We start from the raw sequence: 19,209 nt of genomic DNA, 5'->3' as shown, positions 1-19,209 counted from the left end.
TTTTTGCCAACTCCCTTGAAAAAAATACGCCTTGACTCCATCTGTAGGTGAATAATCCAGCACTCATTGCCACATTCGGGCAGTGATTAGATAGCGTAGTGTTCTATGAGTTCCCTAAATGAAGCCGTTAGGCTAGATAAATGGCTATGGGCCGCAAGATTTTATAAAACCCGTTCTATCGCTCGTAATATGGTCGATGGTGGTAAAGTCCACTATAATGGCCAACGAAGCAAGCCGAGTAAAATCGTTGAGTTGGGCGCTGAGATCAGACTTCGTCAAGGCAACGAAGAAAAAACCGTGATTATCGAAAAGATTTCTGATCAACGACGAGGCGCCCCTGTCGCACAGACCCTGTATCGCGAAACTAATGAAAGTATAGCGAAACGTGAGGAACACGCGACACAACGCAAACTTAACGCCCACAACCCTAGTCCGGAACGCCGCCCAGATAAAAAGCAGCGCCGAGACATCATTAAGTTCAAACACCAATAAAAGCCGGAATTACCGACGAGGAAAGCACTCCATGGCAAATAATGTTTTAAACCGCTACCTATTCGAAGATCTTTCAGTGCGTGGCGAGTTGGTACAATTGGATGAAGCGTACCAACGTATTATCTCCAGCAAGGAATATCCGGCAGCAGTACAAAAACTGTTGGGTGAGCTACTCGTTTCAACGACTCTTTTGACTGCAACTCTTAAATTCGAAGGCTCAATCACAATCCAACTTCAAGGTGACGGCCCTGTTTCTCTTGCAGTAATCAATGGCGACCACAACCAACAAGTTCGTGGCGTGGCGCGCTGGGAAGGTGACATCGCTGATGACGCTAGCCTGCACGAAATGATGGGTAAAGGTTACCTAGTTATCACTATCGAGCCGAAAAAAGGCGAGCGCTACCAAGGTGTGGTTGGTCTAGAAGGTGAAAACCTGACGGAAGTGTTAGAAGGTTACTTCGCTAACTCTGAGCAGCTAAAAACGCGTCTTTGGATCCGCACTGGCGAATTCGAAGGTAAACCGCACGCGGCGGGTATGCTTATTCAGGTTATTCCTGATGGCACTGGTTCTCCAGATGACTTCGAGCACCTAGAGCAACTGACTAACACCGTAAAAGACGAAGAACTGTTTGGCCTAGAAGCGAACGATCTACTATACCGTCTATACAACCAAGACAAAGTACGTGTGTACGAACCTCAACCAGTAGCGTTCCACTGTGGCTGTTCACGTGAGCGCAGCGGCGCGGCAATCATTACCGTTGAGAAAGCTGAAATTTACGACATTTTAGCTGAAGTAGGATCGGTTTCTTTACACTGTGATTACTGTGGCACAACATATACATTCGATGAAACTGAAGTTACCGAACTGTATACGCAAGCTTCAGGCGGCAATAAAACGCTGCATTAATTTTTATAGCTTATCAAGCACGTAATTTACCCACAAAAGGCCAGCACTATGCTGGCCTTTTTGTGATCTACCCCCCGTAACACCTAGCTTCCCACGTAATAAAACAACTGCTTAATTTTAAGTAATTAATAATCGTTTTGCCCTAGCGCAAAGGATTGCGCGCACGATAAACTATTCGCACCAATATGTGACGGGTTACCTAAAACCTTAATGAAATCATGGGCAATTTTTGAACTATCTCCCTGTTTTCTCCCCGCCCCGTTGCTAGCATGGTGAGCAGATAAAAATTAAAACATTCTTACAAAATCCCTACAAAAATCCTTATAAGGAGCACCTATGACCGTTATGGAACATACAAAGGCTGCAACACTTGATCTAACCAAACACGGACTGCATAACGTTAAAGAGGTTGTTCGCAACCCAAGCTACGAATTGCTGTTTGAGGAAGAAACGCGCGCTGACCTAACTGGTTACGAACGCGGTGTGGTTACTGAATTAGGTGCGGTTGCTGTTGATACAGGCATCTTTACTGGTCGCTCACCAAAAGATAAATACATCGTTAAAGATGCGACGACAGAAGAACACATGTGGTGGACTTCTGACACCGTAAAAAATGACAACAAACCAATCACTCAGGAAGTGTGGAACGACCTAAAAGAGTTGGTGACTAACCAGTTGTCTGGCAAACGCCTATTTGTCGTTGACGGTTACTGTGGTGCTAACCCAGATACTCGCTTGAGCATTCGTGTGATAACAGAAGTAGCATGGCAAGCACACTTCGTAAAAAACATGTTCATTCGTCCTACCGAAGAAGAACTTACAACGTTTGAACCTGACTTCGTAGTAATGAACGGCGCGAAATGCACCAACCCGAAATGGGAAGAGCAAGGTCTGAACTCTGAAAACTTCACGGTCTTCAACCTTACTGAGCGTACACAACTGATCGGTGGTACGTGGTACGGCGGCGAGATGAAGAAAGGTATGTTCGCGATGATGAACTACTTCCTTCCTCTGAAAGACATCGCATCGATGCACTGTAGTGCCAACATGGGCAAAGACGGCGACGTAGCAGTATTCTTCGGCCTATCTGGTACAGGTAAAACAACACTCTCTACCGACCCTAAACGCGCGCTAATTGGTGATGATGAGCACGGCTGGGATGACGATGGTGTCTTCAACTTCGAAGGCGGTTGTTACGCAAAAACCATCAAGCTATCGAAAGAAGCGGAGCCAGACATCTACAACGCGATCCGCCGCGATGCGCTGCTAGAAAACGTAACGGTTCGTAGCGACGGCTCTATCGATTTTGATGACGGTTCTAAGACAGAAAACACACGTGTTTCTTACCCTATCTACCACATCGAAAACATCGTTAAGCCAGTATCAAAAGGCGGTCACGCAAACAAAGTGATCTTCCTATCGGCAGACGCATTTGGCGTGCTACCGCCAGTGTCTAAGTTGACTCCAGAGCAAACCAAATACCACTTCCTATCTGGCTTTACTGCAAAATTGGCTGGCACAGAGCGAGGCATTACTGAGCCAACACCAACATTCTCTGCATGTTTTGGCGCAGCGTTCCTAACGCTTCACCCAACTAAATACGCGGAAGTACTGGTAAAACGTATGGAAGCCGCAGGTGCAGAAGCATACCTAGTGAACACCGGCTGGAACGGCACAGGTAAACGTATCTCTATCCAAGATACACGTGGCATCATTGATGCGATCCTAGATGGCTCGATTGAAGATGCGCCAACTAAGCACATTCCAATCTTCAACCTTGAAGTACCTACTTCACTACCAGGTGTGGATCCAAGCATCCTTGACCCTCGTGACACGTACGTTGACCCACTACAATGGGAAAGCAAAGCGAAAGACTTGGCTGAGCGCTTTATCAATAACTTTGATAAGTACACAGACAACGCGGAAGGTAAAGCATTGGTTGCGGCTGGTCCTCAACTGGACTAATACCGAAGCAAAACTGAGTGACCTGTGATTTGATGACAACAGTGACTTAGTTACAAAAATGCTCTTCAAGCCCCTCTTTTGAGGGGCTTTTTATTGAATCCCACACCAGATTGATACAAGCTAAAGCCTAACTGGGTTATTTGTATAACTGACCTCATCAGTTTTCCGACACTTCACTTACAGGTTCTGGCAGGGATGAAAACAGCGCGTCGAATTCTAATTCTCTTACTGGTGGTATTGATTGCCCTTCCGGCGACCATTATTGCGCTGTTAACCACCTCATACGCCAATTCTACATGGCAATGGGTTTCACCCTACCTTGGCTTACCGATCCAAGCGAAGAGCGTTCATTACGACTTCCCTTATCACCTTTCGCTGCAAAACGTTCGCTCCCAAGACGATCATCTGCCTTACATTGAACAAGTCGACGTGTGGCTGAACCCTGACATACGACGAGATGGAAAATGGATTATCGATAGCTTGCTGATAGATGGGGTGAGTCTAAAAAAAGGCATACCGACACGGCCTAACTTAGAGTCGATCCAGTTCCACCAGATTGCGCTGAAAAATATTGATTACGCGGATGCGCGCTTTTCCGTAACGGGATTGAGTATCCAAATCCAAGATCCTACTTGGCTAAACGCTCAACAATTATGGCCTTACGGCGCTATTCAGGCCTCTGCAGAACAAATGTATTGGCACGGTGAGGCGATACAAAAAGTACTGGTTGATGTGGATTATCAAGCCCAAAACAGTACCCTCTATGGCACGTCTTTTAAATGGCGAAATAGCCAAATCTCAGGGCAAGGTGAGCAATATCCGCAAGGCTGGTCTTTGGTCAATGTCACGATTGATAAGTTGGCAATCACCAATGCACAGCGACAATCTTTACTCTCTAAACCGTGGCAAGAATTGCCGTTCACCATTAACCATATCAATAGCCTCGACTTGCTTAACGCCGATATTGAATGGGGTGAATGGCACTGGCAAAACCTTGAACTGTCCATTGAAGATGCCTCACTGCCTGCGTCTCTATGGAATGCCACTGCCAAAGTGTCTTTACAAGCTGACAGTGTTCGTTTCCAAGAGCAAACCGCAATAGAGCCACGCTTGAACGCCATTTTCACACCCGAGAAGATCCAGCTCCAAGAACTGAGCCTAGATTGGCAGCAAGGCCGCGTACAGGTTTCAGGTCAATTCAAACCGACGCACTGGCAACTCGACACGGCTTCTGTTCAAGGATTGAAATGGGCTATCCAGTCTGATGACAACAAGGATTGGTGGAAGGCCGCCACCAGCGCGTTACAAGAAGTGGATATCCAAGAACTTGATATTGAACGCAGTCAGATAATCCAATTAGCGCACGAACCATTCTGGCAACTCTCGGGCTTAAACGTCGAAGGAAAAGCGCTAAAGTTAAAGCGCCAGCACCGTTATTGGGGCGTATGGCATGGCAGTCTCGACGCGAGTGTCGTGAATGCGAGCTACGACCAAGTTCTGTCTTCTCATGCTGCGATTTCGACACAAAGTGAGCAAGGGTTGTGGCAACTCTCTCGTCTGTTTGCTCCACTAGAACAAGGTTACATTGAAGGCTTTGGTCAACTTGATTTAAGTACGGCAAGCCAACCTTGGGCGCTTAATTTGAGTGCAGATGGCATTCCACTCAAACTGCTCCACCCATACCTGCCAGATGCATTCGCGGTAGATGGATTTTCTGACCTAAACCTCGACCTGCAAGGTCTATCTGGTGACAACAATATGTTGGCGTACAGCTTAACGGGGCAAGTGGAAGCAAACCTACGAGAAACGACACTACGTTCACAAGCCGATAAGTCGCTTAAGAGCATCACGTTTTCCCCTATTCGAGTGCACGCGCAGCGAGGCGCTGTATCGCTCAAGCCTGTAAACATCTCCGGCAATGTCATATCCGGTCAGCTAAGCGGCGAGTTTGACATGGCCAACAACCCACTCAGCGGTTTGACATTCCAGCTCAAGGATCACTGCGGCATAATCATAGGCGATCTGCTCGATGGTGAAATATCACGTAATGACTGCGACTCACCACAACAGCCAGACCACTTAACGCCGAACGTACCAACGAACGATGCTCAGCCGGAGGAATCGAGCTTTCATGGCATTGCAGAGGCGAACCTAGAGCAACCGGAAGAAGAGCTGGTTGAGGAGATAACAGAAGAGTTAGAGCCGGCTACGAACGAGGTCGTAGCCGAAGAAGAACTAGCAACTGAGTAGCTGCGAATAGTTGGGCAACAGCATGTACGTGCCAACGAAATCAACCGCAGGCGTATCGCCGCTGTAAATCACCACATGGATGACAATGCGCGCCTTGCGCCCTGACGCCAAGCGATCCAAATCACCACTGATACCATCAAGCGAGGTACTCGCCACCGGATTTTGCTCCACCGGATGACGATAACGAATCGAGCTGTCTGCCAAAACGATATCGCCATGCAAACCGCGCTCTTTGAGCAGTAACCACGTCATTCCCCATCCCGTCAGCGTTGCCAACGTAAATGCCGAACCAGCAAACATGGTATTGTGCGGGTTCAAATTCGGATTGAGCTGGGCACTGCATTCGAACTGATAACCAGTGTATTGGTTGATTTTGATGCCCATTTTGTCCGCAATTGGGATCTGCGCTTCCCAGCGTTGCTGCAATTCCGTACACCATTCTGGGCGACGTAACACATTCGCCATCGGATCAAGCGGCTTCACCATTTGTTGGTGACGGACCGGACCGCGTTCATCGGTCAACTCACCACGACGTTCAAAACCGTTTTTTTCATAAAACGCAATCGCATCTTCACGGGCATTACATACCAAACGTTTCGCACCTTCTTGGCGCGCAAGCGATTCCAATGCGACCAACACCAGTGAGCCCATGCCTTTGCTGCGACGATTGCCTTTCACCGCCATATAGCGGATTTGGCCATCGTTATCCGGAGTAATGTACAAACGTCCGATCGCCATTGGACGACCACGGCTATCCACAATCATGCGGTGGTGGCTCACCACGTCATATTCATCACGTTCAGAGCCTACTGGCATGCGCCATGGCTCTCGAAGCATTTGCCAACGAAATTGATAGTACTTGTTAAGCTGATTTTCGGTTGTTGGAGTTATGAGTTTGAACATATCAATCCTTTGAAAGTGCAAATCAGTAAGAATCTTGGGGAGAAAATACCCAAGTAAAATCAAACCACTTGGGTATATAGCTTAGACCATGGGTGTATCCACGCCAGATTAGACCTGTAGCCAAAAAGTCACTGGGCCGTCATTAATTAATGACACTTTCATATCGGCCGCGAAGCGACCACGCTCGGTTGGCAATTCCTGCTCACACAAGTCAGAAAAGTAGTCATACAGACGTTCAGCGTCGGCTGGATGCGCACCACGAGAAAAGCCTGCACGTGTGCCTTTCTTGGTATCTGCCGGTAACGTAAATTGAGACACCACCAAAACCTTACCGTTCACTTGTTTGACGTTGAGGTTCATTTTTCCTTCGTCGTCTTCAAAGACTCGGTAGGTGGTCACACGTTCCATCAAACGTTTTGCTTTGGCTTCATCGTCGTCCTTCTCAACACCAAGTAGGACAAGAAGACCTGTATTGATTTCCCCAACTACTTCACCGTCTACACGAACGGCTGCTTCACTGACTCGTTGAATTAGCGCTATCACTACTCTCGCTTCCTTCATTTGCTAACTGAGATTCAGCCGACGAGTGTATCATGTCTAGATCTTCACTCCAGTGCTCTTGCTCACCCAATGCTGCGGTGACTTCTGCCCCCAGCAAGACGATCATCCAGCACAAGTAAACCCAGACAAACAAGATAGGAATTGCGGCTAAAGCGCCGTAAATCAGCTGGTAAGACGGGAACTGAGTGATATAGAGGGCAAAGCCTTTCTTACTTAATTCAAACAGTATCGCCGCAACGGCGGCGCCTACAGCACCATGCGCTAAATGCACTTTTTTGTTTGGCACCAGAATGTACAAACCTAAAAATGCAAAAAATGACAGCAAGAGCGGCAACCAGCGTAAGAACAAATTGAAGGCGCCAGACAGCGTTTCATTTTCTAAGATTTGTAACGACGTGACATAAGACGTTGCTGCGATACTCGCGCCGACTAAAATCGGCCCCAGCGTTAATACCATCCAATACATCGAAAATGAGAACACCAAACGGCGCTTGTCTTTGACTCGCCAGATGTAGTTTAGATTTTTATCGATGTTGGAGATCAGCATCAGCGCAGCAATAAACAAGAAGCCACCACCGACGGCACTCATTTTGCCAGTGTTCGCCACAAACTCTTGCAGTGCAGTGTGCACCGCCTCACCAGATGCCGGTACAAAGTTTTCGATGATGTAGCCTTGCAGCACTTCGCCAACGTTCGCGAAAACAGGGAACTTCGACAATATTGATAACAGTACCGTTAACATTGGCACGATGGATAGCAAGGTAATATAGGCAAGGTAGCCAGCATTTACATTAACGCGATCATGCGTCAAACGCTTAAGAAGATACTTAAAAAACGCGACGCAACTTGGCAGTAGATTGCTCAATCTCGCCTTGTAACTCTCTGATAACTGGTTCATAGTTCATCCCATAATTAGCGTCGAGGACATAAGAATGCCTTATTTATTAGCAATTGTACTATCAATTTTCACTTTAACAGGGTGTCAATCTGCGTATTACTCTGCGATGGAGCAAGTGGGCTACCATAAACGAGATATTATGGTTGACCGAGTGGAAGATGCCAAAGAATCACAACAAGAAGCACAAGAAGAATTCACTAGCGCACTTGAAGCCTTATCAGCACTAACCAATTTTGACGGTGGTGAATTAGAAAGCGTTTACAACAACATCAATGACAAATACGAAGACAGCGAAAAAGCCGCTCAAGATGTGCGTGACCGTATCGCTGCAATCGAAGATGTCTCTGATGCCCTGTTTGAAGAATGGCAAGGCGAGTTAGACTTGTACACCAGTGCGAAACTGCGCCGCTCAAGCGAACAAAAACTGCGTGAAACCAAAGCCTCTTACAAAACCATGCTCAGCGCAATGAAGCGTGCAGAGAAAAAGATGACGCCAGTGCTGAACACACTGCGTGATAATACGCTGTATCTAAAACACAACCTCAACGCGAGTGCGATTGGTTCTTTGCAAGGCGAGTTCTCTAGCTTAGAGAAAGACATTCAATTTGCCATCAAACAAATGAACGAAGCGATCGCTGAATCGGATAAGTTCCTGCAAAAGCTTAATCAAAAGTAAATCATTCAGGCCTCCTCCTCGCGAGGAGGTTTTAGTCTGCTACCTCGCCGACTAAGCCTATTACTCTTCGAACAAAACCCACGCGATCTTCAACACTGCCCCATGGCACTTCCACCACTTGATATCCGAGCTCAACATAAGTATTGATTAGGGTTTGATGGATTTTCAGCGCTTCTTCAAAGCTGTGCGGACGCACTTCATCTTGTATGTAAATAGACGCTTCAGGTCGACAAGTAAACACCTGACTATGGTACCCAGCACTTTCAGTTAAGAAAGCTTGGTCAACGTGACAACCACCGACTTGCAGATAAGCAACAATATCTGGAATCGCGCGATCAACAAAAGCCACGTTAGTATTCAACGCTTCACGCTTTTGCTCACTCATTAGGTTCAGACACAATTTGGCAAACTCAGGCAGATTGGTCCACGGCAAAATGCCATTGTCCAATGCACTTTGCTGCTCTATCAACGAGCGTGAGCCTTCAGCAAACGTGGCGTAGCCTTGTTTACCTAATGCGTTGAGTAACGTTGTTTTGCCCGCTCCGGGACCACCGGTAATCACAATCGGCTTCATGTTATCTCCCTAAAAACAACAAGCCCCGAGCTTAACTCGGGGCTTGTATTTAAGCTAATCCGCTACAGCAAATTATTTTGCTGAACGTGAAGCACGCTTACGGTCGCTTTCCGTTAGGAATTTCTTACGGATACGGATGCTTTCAGGAGTTACTTCTACTAGTTCGTCGTCATCGATGAATTCTAGAGCTTGTTCTAGAGTCATAACGATTGGCGGAGTAAGTACCTGTGCGTCATCTGTACCAGATGCACGAACGTTGGTTAGTTGCTTACCTTTCAGTGCGTTTACTGTTAGGTCATTGTCGCGGCTGTGAATACCGATAACCATGCCTTCGTAAACTTCTACACCATGACCGATGAATAGACGACCACGCTCTTGAAGGTTGAACAGTGCGTTCGTTAGTGCTTTACCAGCTGCGTTCGCGATAAGTACACCGTTAACACGTTGACCGATGTTACCGCCTTTGTGAGGGCCGTAATGATCGAACGTATGGTAAAGAAGACCAGAACCAGAAGTTAGTGTCATGAATTCCGTTTGGAAACCGATCAGACCACGAGATGGCATGATGAAGTCCATACGTACACGGCCTTTGCCGTCTGGAGCCATATCTTTTAGCTCACCTTTACGTAGGCCGATGTTCTCCATGATACCGCCTTGGTGCTCTTCCATAACGTCGATAGTTACGGTTTCGAACGGTTCCATTAGCTGACCATCTTCTTCTTTGATGATTACTTCTGGACGAGATACTGCAAGCTCGAAGCCTTCACGACGCATGTTTTCGATCAGGATAGATAGGTGAAGTTCACCACGGCCTGAAACGCGGAATTTGTCTGGATCGTCTGTTTGCTCAACGCGTAGTGCAACGTTGTGTACCAATTCTTTCTCTAGACGCTCAAGGATGTTACGTGAAGTTACGAATTTACCTTCTTTACCAGCGAATGGAGACGTGTTTACTTGGAACGTCATCGTTACTGTTGGTTCATCAACAGACAGTGCAGGTAGTGCTTCTACTGCGTTTTGTGCACAGATAGTGTCAGAGATTTTTAGCTCGCCAAGACCAGTGATCGCAATGATATCACCTGCGTTAGCTTGCTCAACTTCGTGACGCTCTAGGCCTAGGTAGCCCATTACTGTGCCAACTTTACCGTTACGAGTTTTACCGTCAGCACCAATGATGGTTACTTGTTGGTTTGCTTTAACGCTACCACGAGTTACACGAGCAACACCGATAACACCAACGTAAGAGCTGTAGTCTAGCTGAGAAACTTGCATCTGTAGTGGACCATCAAGGTCAACATTTGGTGCGTCAACAACGTCAACGATAGTTTGGAATAGTGGTTCCATGTTCTCGCCAGTTTCGCCTTCTTCTAGAGAAGCCCAACCGTTAAGTGCTGATGCGTAAACCACTTTAAAGTCTAGCTGGTCATCAGTTGCACCTAGGTTGTCGAATAGGTCGAACACTTGGTCCATAACCCAATCAGGACGAGCGCCTGGGCGGTCAATCTTGTTGATTACAACGATTGGCTTAAGACCGTGCGCAAATGCTTTTTGCGTTACAAAACGCGTTTGTGGCATTGGGCCGTCAACCGCGTCAACGATAAGTAGTACAGAGTCTACCATCGACATGATACGTTCTACTTCACCACCGAAGTCCGCGTGTCCCGGAGTATCTACGATGTTGATACGGTAATCGTTCCAGTTAATTGCTGTGTTTTTAGCAAGGATTGTAATACCGCGCTCTTTCTCGATGTCGTTCGAGTCCATGACTCGCTCTTCAGCTTCACCGCGAGACTCTAGCGTGCCTGATTGTTGTAGCAGCTTGTCAACCAACGTTGTTTTACCGTGGTCAACGTGCGCGATAATCGCGATATTTCTTAATTTATCAATCTGTGGAGTAGCCATGGATATTGATTCACTTAGATAGATGAAATGCCCCCACGCTGAGAACGGGTGCTCTCTGGTGACATTTGCTGATTAAAAAAACGGCCATAATGTACCAGATTTTAGCAAAAAGCCTAGAAATATGTGATCTACTCCCGAGCATTTCTGTGAATTTTACGCTTAATGCCCACTTTCTTCCGCTGAACGAATTGATAAAACACAACTTTATTCTAATCGTTGCACAATACAAATTGACTCTTGCTCAAAAACTGGGCTGAATAAGCAATGCTGCTGTCACATTGTGGTGCAACAATCTTAATTCGCACCACTTTAGTGCAGACGTAGATCATTTTGGTGCAATCATTTGCACCAAACTAGCATCTAAAAACACAATTCATTGAAATTAATGGAATATTTTTTTTGGCACGGTTTTGGCTTTAGTAAACACAGCATCGATTAATGAAAAGTCAAAAAGATTAATCAATGCCGGGTTCATGAATATTTCATAAGTCGAGCTTTTACCGCTTATTAACACTGGAGGTTATCCAAGATGTCAGTAGAAAACGTTCTATCGCTGATCCAAGAAAACGAAGTAAAGTTTGTTGACCTACGCTTCACTGATACAAAAGGTAAAGAGCAGCACATTTCGATTCCTGCTCACCAAATCGATGCAGACTTCTTCGAAGAAGGTAAAATGTTCGATGGTTCATCAGTTGCTGGCTGGAAAGGCATCAACGAGTCAGACATGGTAATGATGCCAGACGCATCTTCAGCTGTGCTTGACCCATTCACGGAAGATGCAACGCTAAACATCCGTTGTGACATCCTAGAACCTGCAACAATGCAAGGTTACGACCGTGACCCACGCTCTATCGCAAAACGCGCTGAAGACTACATGCGCTCAACAGGTATCGCAGATACAGTGCTTGTTGGTCCAGAGCCAGAATTCTTCCTATTCGATGACGTGAAGTTCTCTAACGACATGTCAGGTTCTTTCTTCAAGATTGACGACATCGAAGCAGCATGGAACACAGGCAGCGACATCGAAGGCGGTAACAAAGGTCACCGTCCAGGCGTTAAAGGCGGTTACTTCCCAGTAGCTCCTGTTGACTCTTCTCAAGACATCCGCTCTGCAATGTGTCTAATCATGGAAGAAATGGGCCTAGTTGTTGAAGCGCACCACCACGAAGTAGCGACTGCGGGTCAAAACGAAATCGCAACTCGTTTTAATACGCTAACAACGAAAGCTGACGAAATCCAAATTTACAAATACGTAGTACATAACGTTGCTCACGCATTTGGTAAAACAGCGACATTCATGCCTAAACCACTCGTTGGCGACAACGGCTCTGGCATGCACGTTCACCAATCTCTAGCAAAAGACGGCGTTAACCTGTTTGCTGGCGACAAGTACGGCGGTCTATCTGAAACAGCGCTTTACTACATCGGCGGTATCATCAAACACGCTCGTGCAATCAACGCGTTTGCTAACCCATCAACAAACTCGTACAAGCGTCTTGTACCTGGATTTGAAGCACCAGTTATGCTTGCTTACTCTGCACGTAACCGTTCAGCTTCTATCCGTATCCCAGTGGTACCAAGCCCGAAAGCACGTCGTATCGAAGCTCGCTTCCCAGATCCAGCAGCAAACCCATACCTAGCGTTTGCTTGTCTACTGATGGCTGGTCTTGACGGTATCAAGAACAAGATCCACCCAGGCGAAGCGATGGACAAAGACCTTTACGATCTACCAGCAGAAGAAGCAGCTGAGATTCCTAAAGTGGCTGAGTCCCTAGAAGTTGCTCTAAATGCACTAAACGAAGACCGTGAGTTCTTAACAGCGGGCGGCGTATTCTCTGACGACTTTATCGATTCTTACATCGCACTTAAGTCAAAAGACGTTGAGCGCATCAACATGGCAACTCACCCACTTGAGTTCGAACTTTACTACTCTGTATAAGGTTCAAACTGTGTAAAATGTAAACACAGTAACAAAATATTAGGCTCGCCTCGCAGGCGGGCCTTTTTTGTATTCGTCAGTCAAGATTCGCCGTTTAACATGAGGGGATAATAAAAATACGCTTGGGCTATTTTTACCTTATAGGTCAAAGGTCTAAGCCATTGAAACGTGAAATCATCGATCAAAAGAAGGTGAGCCATGAAAGTTCAGCTTATTCCATCGCTATGTGTACTCAGCGGCACACTACTGGCCTCTGTAGCCTCGGCTCAGGTCGCTTACACTTGGGTAGACGAAAACGGCGTAGTGCACTTCAGTGACACCCCAAACCAAGGCGCGAAGACCATCGCATTGCCCAATCTTGAAGCCAGTGCACCAGCACCAGAAGTCGAGAGCACTGAATCACTTGCGCCACAAGCCAAAGCAGCCCCCGAGCCAGAAGAAGAGCTAGAAAAGAAATCGGATAAGCCTCAACCTTTGCAGCTGGCGATGCTCACACCTCAACACAATGAAACCATTCGTAGTAATCGTGGCTTGATCAATATCCAGCTGGAAGCCAATCGTAAGCTGGGCATTGGTGAACAACTGCAACTGTTCTTCGATGGGAAACCTTATGGCGCACCTCAAACGCAGCTCACTTGGCAATTAAACAACATCGATCGCGGCACACATACTATCGCGGTTCATGCTAAACGAAGCGGCAAGCTTATTGCATCTACTAGCCCTATAACGGTGCATTTACATAGAGCAAGCGTTAAGCCGACCGTAAAAGGGGCAAAATAGAAAATCGGAGTAAAAAAGTCGCATCACAATGAGGCTTTTTACTTTTTCTTCTGAGCTTTCTTCGCCATACTTAACGTTCTATTGCACCATTATTGTGCATTGCACAATCTCAACGCAAACAAGGACGTAATGTGGATACCAGTCTCCCTAGTGCCATACTCAACAACATGGTCACAGCAACGCTGATTCTTGATGATGGATTGGCCATCCGCTATGCCAATCCAGCCGCTGAGCTGTTGTTTTCGCAAAGCGCTAAGCGCATTGTCGAACAATCGCTTTCTCAACTGATTCAGCATGCATCGTTGGACTTGGCCTTACTGACTCAGCCATTGCAAAGTGGCCAAAGCATTACCGACAGTGACGTGACGTTTGTCGTCGATGGGCGTCCGCTAATGCTGGAAGTCACAGTAAGTCCAATCACTTGGCAACGACAGCTCATGCTGTTGGTTGAAATGCGCAAAATAGATCAACAACGACGCCTCACTCAAGAGCTCAACCAACACGCACAGCAACAAGCCGCCAAACTGCTCGTGCGCGGTTTAGCTCATGAGATCAAAAATCCACTTGGCGGATTACGCGGTGCGGCGCAGCTGCTGGAAAAAATGTTGCCCGATCCATCGTTAACCGAATACACCCACATCATTATCGAACAAGCCGATCGATTAAGAGCGTTAGTCGACCGCCTACTTGGCCCACAGAAACCGGGCAAAAAGACACAAGAAAATCTGCACCAAATTCTGGAGAAAGTACGCCAATTGGTCGAGTTAGAATCTCAAAACTCTATCATCATCGAACGCGACTACGACCCGAGCTTGCCCGAGATTTTGATGGATGCGGATCAAATAGAACAAGCGATGTTGAACATCGTCAGCAACGCGGCACAAATTCTTGCTCATCAAGAGCACGGCAACATCACCATTCGCACCAGAACGGTGCATCAAGCCAACATTCATGGCAAACGCTGCAAATTAGCGGCGCGCGTCGAGATCACTGATAACGGGCCGGGCATTCCACCAGAATTACAGGACACCTTGTTTTATCCCATGGTCAGCGGGCGCGAAGGCGGCACCGGACTTGGGTTGTCCATCTCACAAAATTTGATCGACCAGCACAACGGAAAAATCGACGTTGAAAGCTGGCCTGGCCACACCACTTTTACAATATATTTGCCGATTTGACCTCACGAATGGATTTCGTTGAGCGCCAATTTACGGTTTTTGCTGCAAGGATTAGTACATGAGTAAAGGATATGTTTGGGTCGTCGATGACGACAGTTCGATTCGCTGGGTGATGGAGAAAACGCTCTCCTCAGCCAACATAAAATGCGAAACCTATGCCGATGGGGAAAGCGTTTTGATGGCGCTTGAGCGCGAAGTGCCAGACGTACTGGTGTCTGATATTCGCATGCCCGGTATCGACGGATTAGAACTGCTCAAGCAAGTGCAACGTGATTACCCTGATTTGCCCGTGATCATCATGACCGCGCATTCCGACTTAGATGCCGCCGTTAACGCCTATCAAAAAGGCGCGTTCGAGTACCTGCCAAAACCGTTTGATATCGATGAAACCTTAACGCTGGTCGAACGTGCGATTGCCCACAGCCATGAAAACAAACGCGAGCAATTGTCTTCAGAAGATGCCCCGGCCGACACGCCAGAGATCATCGGTGAAGCGCCAGCAATGCAGGAAGTGTTCCGCGCTATTGGCCGCCTTTCTCGCTCGTCGATTTCCGTTCTGATCAACGGTGAGTCCGGTACGGGTAAAGAGCTGGTTGCTCATGCCCTTCACCGCCATAGCCCTCGCGCCAACAAACCTTTTATCGCTCTCAATATGGCCGCGATTCCAAAAGACTTGATTGAGTCTGAGTTGTTCGGTCACGAAAAAGGCGCATTTACGGGCGCGAACAGTGTTCGTCAAGGCCGCTTCGAGCAAGCCAACGGAGGCACGCTCTTTTTGGACGAAATCGGTGACATGCCGCTGGATATCCAAACTCGTTTGCTGCGCGTGTTGGCAGATGGTCAGTTCTACCGTGTTGGTGGTCACTCTCCGATTCGTGTCGATGTACGTATTGTCGCCGCCACGCACCAAAACCTCGAAAAGCTGGTACACCAAGGCGATTTTCGTGAAGACTTGTTCCACCGCTTGAACGTCATTCGCGTACAAATTCCTGCGCTTCGTGAACGTAAACAAGATATTGAAAAGCTCACACAACACTTTCTGGTACGCGCCGCAGATGAGCTTGGAGTGGAAACCAAAACCTTGCACCCGTCGACGGTCGAAATTCTCAATCGACTCAATTGGCCGGGCAACGTACGTCAGCTAGAAAACATATGTCGCTGGTTAACGGTGATGGCGAGTGGCAGTGAAGTATTACCGAACGATTTGCCTTCAGAGCTTTTGGAAGAGAAGAAGACCGTTTCGGATTCAACCAAAGGTAGCTGGCAAGAACAATTGGCGGACTGGGCACGTCAATCGCTCGCTGCGGGGGATAAAGAACTACTTTCTTTTGCATTACCAGAATTTGAGCGCATTTTATTAGAAGCTGCACTGGAGCACACTAAAGGTCACAAGCAAGATGCCGCTAAAGTATTAGGCTGGGGACGCAATACGCTAACCAGAAAGTTAAAAGAGTTGTACTGACCGTCACTTAAGCAGTGAGTTAACAATGAGAGTGCTTAGCGCTCGATATTAACAGAAATGTCAGTACAATTAAGGTGAACCATCCCTAATGTGACTAGGCAATGTCTACTGCAAAGACTCAAATTACACTACGTACTGCTGTACTCATCCCTTTTGTGATGATTTTCTTACTGGCTATCGGTGTGATTGTCTACGTCCAAAAACAAAGCTATGAAGAGGTGGTGACCGACATCAGCGATAAACAGCTGTCGGTGTTGACCGAAAGTGTCTACGACCACCTCAATAGTTATCTGCGAAAACCGTTTACGGCGGTGATGACGCTTGCTCACAACGTGAGTTATCACAACCTGTACCATCCCCATGATACGCGAGATGTCCAAGCCTACTTATTGAGTGCGTTTCAAAACCTATACCGTTCTATTCCGCAGCTGGATGTGATCGCTTTTGGTTCGGAAACTGGCGATTTCGCGGGTTTTCGTCGCGAGATCTCCGACGATTACACCTTGATGGTTCAAGATAAATACACCGATGGTAAGTTAATCATCTACGGCACAGATCATGTCAGTAACGATATTCGTACTGTCATCACGCCTTACGATCCAAGAACTCGTCCTTGGTATCAACCGGTCGCCAAAGACGAAAAACCGATGTGGTCAAAAATCTACACCAATGCGGATGAGCGCCAAGACATCACCTTATCTGCTATGACACCGGTGTACGAATACCAAGAGTTTGTGGGCGTATTGGTGACGGATATTCGTATCAATACCTTCAACGAGTTTCTACGCGTCATCAAGAAGAACACCAAAGCATCGGTCTTTATCATGGACCAAGAACACCGATTAGTGGCACATTCTGGCCCTGGCAGCGTGGTGTCTTGGGGCACCAAGTTTTCGGATAAAGGTCAACGCTTGTTCGCCTCTGAAAGCGCAGACCCTATCATCAAAATCAGCGCCTCCCGCGTGCGTGGTTTTGACTTGTACCATACAGACCAACCGTACACGTTTGAGTTTGACCACAGCGGCCAACGTATTTTTAGCCGCATCACGCCCTACTACGATCCAAACGGTTTAACTTGGTTCATCGGCACTTCTATCTCGGAATCTGATTTACTTGGCCTCTTACCGAAAAGCCAAGAGAAAAGCTGGATTGTTGGTATCGTCGTCAGCTTGTTTGGTATCGGCTTTAGTTGGGTCATATTCGAACGCGTGACTCGACCAATCAACGCTACTGCCGATGCGGCTCAACACCTAGCAAATGGCGATTGGGATAGCTCAATGCCCCAACCTGGCCGTGTGTACGAAACGACCGTGCTTGCAAAAGCCTTTAATGAAATGGCCAGCAACCTCAAAGCCTCATTTAAGGCGCTGCGCGATCAGCTGGTGTATGACTCATTAACTCGACTCTACAGCCGCCAAGGATTAATCGAAATCTGCGAAAACAAACCCAATTTGTGTCACGGTAGTTTGTTCTTATTGGGGATCAACAAATTTAGAGATATCAACGACAGCGTGGGACACCACAATGGTGATCAGCTGTTGGTTAGCATCGCAGAAAGGCTGAAGCAACAATTCCCAGACAACACCATGCTGGCCCGAATTGGTGGCGATGAGTTCGCTCTGTTTATGCCAGATATGGATAAAGACGTAGACATCCGTTTAACAGAACGTCGCCTACAACAACTGTTCGCAGCACCATTTATGGTTGAAGGTGAAAGCGTGGTGATGAAGATCTCACTAGGGATTGTGCAAACCAAGCATGGTGAGAACATGCCGCTTTGGCTACGCAATGCCAGCATTGCTCTGAGCTACGCGAAGCAAGATCCACTGACGGGCATTTGTTACTACAGCCCAGAACTCGCGAGCGCATCGAAGTTTCGTACTCAGCTGCTCACGAAGATGCAAACGGGCATCGACAAGCGCGAATTTGTGCCTCATTATCAGCCGATCATCGATCTCGCGAGTGGTAACGTATGTGGCGCTGAAGCCCTAGCTCGCTGGAATAGCGAAAGCGGTATGATCTCACCATTAGATTTCATCCCAATCGCGGAGGAAAGCGGCATGATCAAAGCCATTGGCCAACAAATCTTGCTGCAAGCGTGCCGAGACACATACAAAGCCATCGAGAACAAACAGTGGCCGTCAGACTTCCAATTGCACGTGAACATTTCGGTCAATCAGCTCTCCTGCCCGGCATTTGTCGACACCGTGACACGAGTGCTGGATGTCACCAAGCTGCCTGCAAAAAACCTCACGTTAGAGATCACCGAGTCGCGCATTATTGATAGCGCACCAACGACTCTAGAAAACATGACGAAGTTGCGTGATATGGGCATTGGCATTGCCATTGATGATTTTGGTACGGGTTACTCTTCCCTTGGTTATCTGCATTCACTGCCGTTCACTTGCTTGAAGATCGATCGCACGTTCATCAATCAGCTCACCAAAGAGAACCTCGACAGCTCAGTAGTAGCCGCAGTGATCAATATCACCGCCGGACTAAAAACCAATGTCGTGGCAGAAGGTGTAGAAGACAGCACGCAAGCGCAACTGTTGCGTTCGCTGGGCTGCCATCAAGTCCAAGGTTTCTATTACAGTCGCCCAATTCCTCTGGATGAATGGCCAACACATTTGGTTAACATGAAGTAGAAAAGAGCGAGAATCGTTGAATTCCTAGTCATCCTCTACTGACAATCTACCTAACTGTTATTTATACTTAACTG

Annotated in this window: 15 protein-coding genes; 10 read left to right on the top strand and 5 right to left on the bottom strand. The window is 47.3% G+C overall.

The genetic code is table 11. The annotated features are described in order from the left end of the window. Nucleotides 1-105 precede the first annotated feature (105 nt). The 4 genes from hslR to BIW15_RS00505 all read left to right on the top strand — a co-directional run bounded on the left by hslR (nucleotide 106) and on the right by BIW15_RS00505 (nucleotide 5,614). Nucleotides 106-492 carry a ribosome-associated heat shock protein Hsp15 gene (gene hslR, locus BIW15_RS00520; protein ID WP_005465328.1) on the top strand — a complete coding sequence of 129 codons (387 nt, stop codon included), beginning with the start codon at nucleotides 106-108 and terminating at the stop codon, nucleotides 490-492. Between the two features lie 31 nt (nucleotides 493-523). Continuing rightward, nucleotides 524-1,399, top strand: a complete 876-nt coding sequence (gene hslO / locus BIW15_RS00515) for an Hsp33 family molecular chaperone HslO (RefSeq protein WP_005465326.1) — start codon at nucleotides 524-526, stop codon at nucleotides 1,397-1,399. 336 nt (nucleotides 1,400-1,735) lie between these two features. Further along, nucleotides 1,736-3,364: a phosphoenolpyruvate carboxykinase (ATP) gene (gene pckA / locus BIW15_RS00510; protein WP_077280403.1), complete on the top strand. Its 1,629-nt coding sequence runs from the start codon at nucleotides 1,736-1,738 to the stop codon at nucleotides 3,362-3,364. Between the two features lie 195 nt (nucleotides 3,365-3,559). Beyond that, complete coding sequence (locus BIW15_RS00505) at nucleotides 3,560-5,614, top strand: AsmA family protein (RefSeq protein ID WP_077280402.1); 2,055 nt, start codon at nucleotides 3,560-3,562, stop codon at nucleotides 5,612-5,614. Here the strand turns inward: BIW15_RS00505 and BIW15_RS00500 are convergent. The 3 genes from BIW15_RS00500 to BIW15_RS00490 form a co-directional block, all read right to left on the bottom strand. Then, a complete protein-coding gene (locus BIW15_RS00500; RefSeq protein ID WP_005456791.1) occupies nucleotides 5,600-6,517 on the bottom strand; it encodes a bifunctional GNAT family N-acetyltransferase/hotdog fold thioesterase in 918 nt (305 codons plus the stop codon). The genes BIW15_RS00505 and BIW15_RS00500 overlap by 15 nt on opposite strands. A gap of 108 nt (nucleotides 6,518-6,625) precedes the next feature. Continuing rightward, nucleotides 6,626-7,060 carry a D-aminoacyl-tRNA deacylase gene (gene dtd / locus BIW15_RS00495; RefSeq protein ID WP_005456795.1) on the bottom strand — a complete coding sequence of 145 codons (435 nt, stop codon included), beginning with the start codon at nucleotides 7,058-7,060 and terminating at the stop codon, nucleotides 6,626-6,628. Then, nucleotides 7,032-7,976, bottom strand: coding sequence for a virulence factor BrkB family protein (locus BIW15_RS00490; RefSeq protein WP_005456793.1), 945 nt, complete (start codon nucleotides 7,974-7,976; stop codon nucleotides 7,032-7,034). Before BIW15_RS00490 ends, dtd begins: the two co-directional genes overlap by 29 nt. A gap of 34 nt (nucleotides 7,977-8,010) precedes the next feature. On the opposite strand from BIW15_RS00490, the gene BIW15_RS00485 reads away from it, so the two are divergent. After that, nucleotides 8,011-8,652: a DUF2959 domain-containing protein gene (locus BIW15_RS00485; RefSeq protein WP_005456820.1), complete on the top strand. Its 642-nt coding sequence runs from the start codon at nucleotides 8,011-8,013 to the stop codon at nucleotides 8,650-8,652. Nucleotides 8,653-8,683: 31 nt separating this feature from the next. On the opposite strand, the gene BIW15_RS00480 is transcribed toward BIW15_RS00485, so the two are convergent. Further along, nucleotides 8,684-9,226: an AAA family ATPase gene (locus BIW15_RS00480; RefSeq protein WP_077280401.1), complete on the bottom strand. Its 543-nt coding sequence runs from the start codon at nucleotides 9,224-9,226 to the stop codon at nucleotides 8,684-8,686. 72 nt (nucleotides 9,227-9,298) lie between these two features. Beyond that, nucleotides 9,299-11,128 (bottom strand): translational GTPase TypA, encoded by a 1,830-nt coding sequence (typA, locus tag BIW15_RS00475; RefSeq protein WP_005456840.1) that lies wholly within the window; start codon nucleotides 11,126-11,128, stop codon nucleotides 9,299-9,301. 529 nt (nucleotides 11,129-11,657) lie between these two features. On the opposite strand from typA, the gene glnA reads away from it, so the two are divergent. From glnA to BIW15_RS00445, 5 genes are all read left to right on the top strand, one after another. Continuing rightward, on the top strand, nucleotides 11,658-13,067 hold the full coding sequence (gene glnA / locus BIW15_RS00465) for a glutamate--ammonia ligase (protein ID WP_005456818.1): 1,410 nt from the start codon (nucleotides 11,658-11,660) through the stop codon (nucleotides 13,065-13,067). 198 nt (nucleotides 13,068-13,265) lie between these two features. Further along, on the top strand, nucleotides 13,266-13,847 hold the full coding sequence (locus BIW15_RS00460) for a DUF4124 domain-containing protein (RefSeq protein WP_020839927.1): 582 nt from the start codon (nucleotides 13,266-13,268) through the stop codon (nucleotides 13,845-13,847). A 98-nt stretch (nucleotides 13,848-13,945) separates the two neighbouring features. Then, nucleotides 13,946-15,025 (top strand): nitrogen regulation protein NR(II), encoded by a 1,080-nt coding sequence (gene glnL / locus BIW15_RS00455; RefSeq protein WP_031776386.1) that lies wholly within the window; start codon nucleotides 13,946-13,948, stop codon nucleotides 15,023-15,025. A 58-nt stretch (nucleotides 15,026-15,083) separates the two neighbouring features. Then, on the top strand, nucleotides 15,084-16,487 hold the full coding sequence (gene glnG / locus BIW15_RS00450; protein ID WP_005456831.1) for a nitrogen regulation protein NR(I): 1,404 nt from the start codon (nucleotides 15,084-15,086) through the stop codon (nucleotides 16,485-16,487). Between the two features lie 101 nt (nucleotides 16,488-16,588). After that, on the top strand, nucleotides 16,589-19,135 hold the full coding sequence (locus BIW15_RS00445) for an EAL domain-containing protein (protein ID WP_077280400.1): 2,547 nt from the start codon (nucleotides 16,589-16,591) through the stop codon (nucleotides 19,133-19,135). Nucleotides 19,136-19,209: the final 74 nt, after the last annotated feature.

Origin of the sequence: Vibrio sp. SALL6 (genome assembly GCF_002002385.1) — a bacterium.
Lineage (GTDB): Bacteria > Pseudomonadota > Gammaproteobacteria > Enterobacterales > Vibrionaceae > Vibrio > Vibrio parahaemolyticus.
This window is presented reverse-complemented; position numbering and strand designations above follow the sequence as displayed.

Excerpts from the sequence above, each read along its gene's own strand:
- hslR (WP_005465328.1), top strand. The coding sequence starts at position 106 with ATGAGTTCCCTAAATGAAGCCGTTAGGCTAGATAAATGGCTATGGGCC.
- hslO (WP_005465326.1), top strand. The coding sequence starts at position 524 with ATGGCAAATAATGTTTTAAACCGCTACCTATTCGAAGATCTTTCAGTG.
- pckA (WP_077280403.1), top strand. The coding sequence starts at position 1,736 with ATGACCGTTATGGAACATACAAAGGCTGCAACACTTGATCTAACCAAA.
- BIW15_RS00505 (WP_077280402.1), top strand. The coding sequence starts at position 3,560 with ATGAAAACAGCGCGTCGAATTCTAATTCTCTTACTGGTGGTATTGATT.
- BIW15_RS00500 (WP_005456791.1), bottom strand. The coding sequence starts at position 6,517 with ATGTTCAAACTCATAACTCCAACAACCGAAAATCAGCTTAACAAGTAC.
- BIW15_RS00490 (WP_005456793.1), bottom strand. The coding sequence starts at position 7,976 with ATGAACCAGTTATCAGAGAGTTACAAGGCGAGATTGAGCAATCTACTG.
- BIW15_RS00485 (WP_005456820.1), top strand. The coding sequence starts at position 8,011 with ATGCCTTATTTATTAGCAATTGTACTATCAATTTTCACTTTAACAGGG.
- BIW15_RS00480 (WP_077280401.1), bottom strand. The coding sequence starts at position 9,226 with ATGAAGCCGATTGTGATTACCGGTGGTCCCGGAGCGGGCAAAACAACG.
- typA (WP_005456840.1), bottom strand. The coding sequence starts at position 11,128 with ATGGCTACTCCACAGATTGATAAATTAAGAAATATCGCGATTATCGCG.
- glnA (WP_005456818.1), top strand. The coding sequence starts at position 11,658 with ATGTCAGTAGAAAACGTTCTATCGCTGATCCAAGAAAACGAAGTAAAG.
- BIW15_RS00460 (WP_020839927.1), top strand. The coding sequence starts at position 13,266 with ATGAAAGTTCAGCTTATTCCATCGCTATGTGTACTCAGCGGCACACTA.
- glnG (WP_005456831.1), top strand. The coding sequence starts at position 15,084 with ATGAGTAAAGGATATGTTTGGGTCGTCGATGACGACAGTTCGATTCGC.
- BIW15_RS00445 (WP_077280400.1), top strand. The coding sequence starts at position 16,589 with ATGTCTACTGCAAAGACTCAAATTACACTACGTACTGCTGTACTCATC.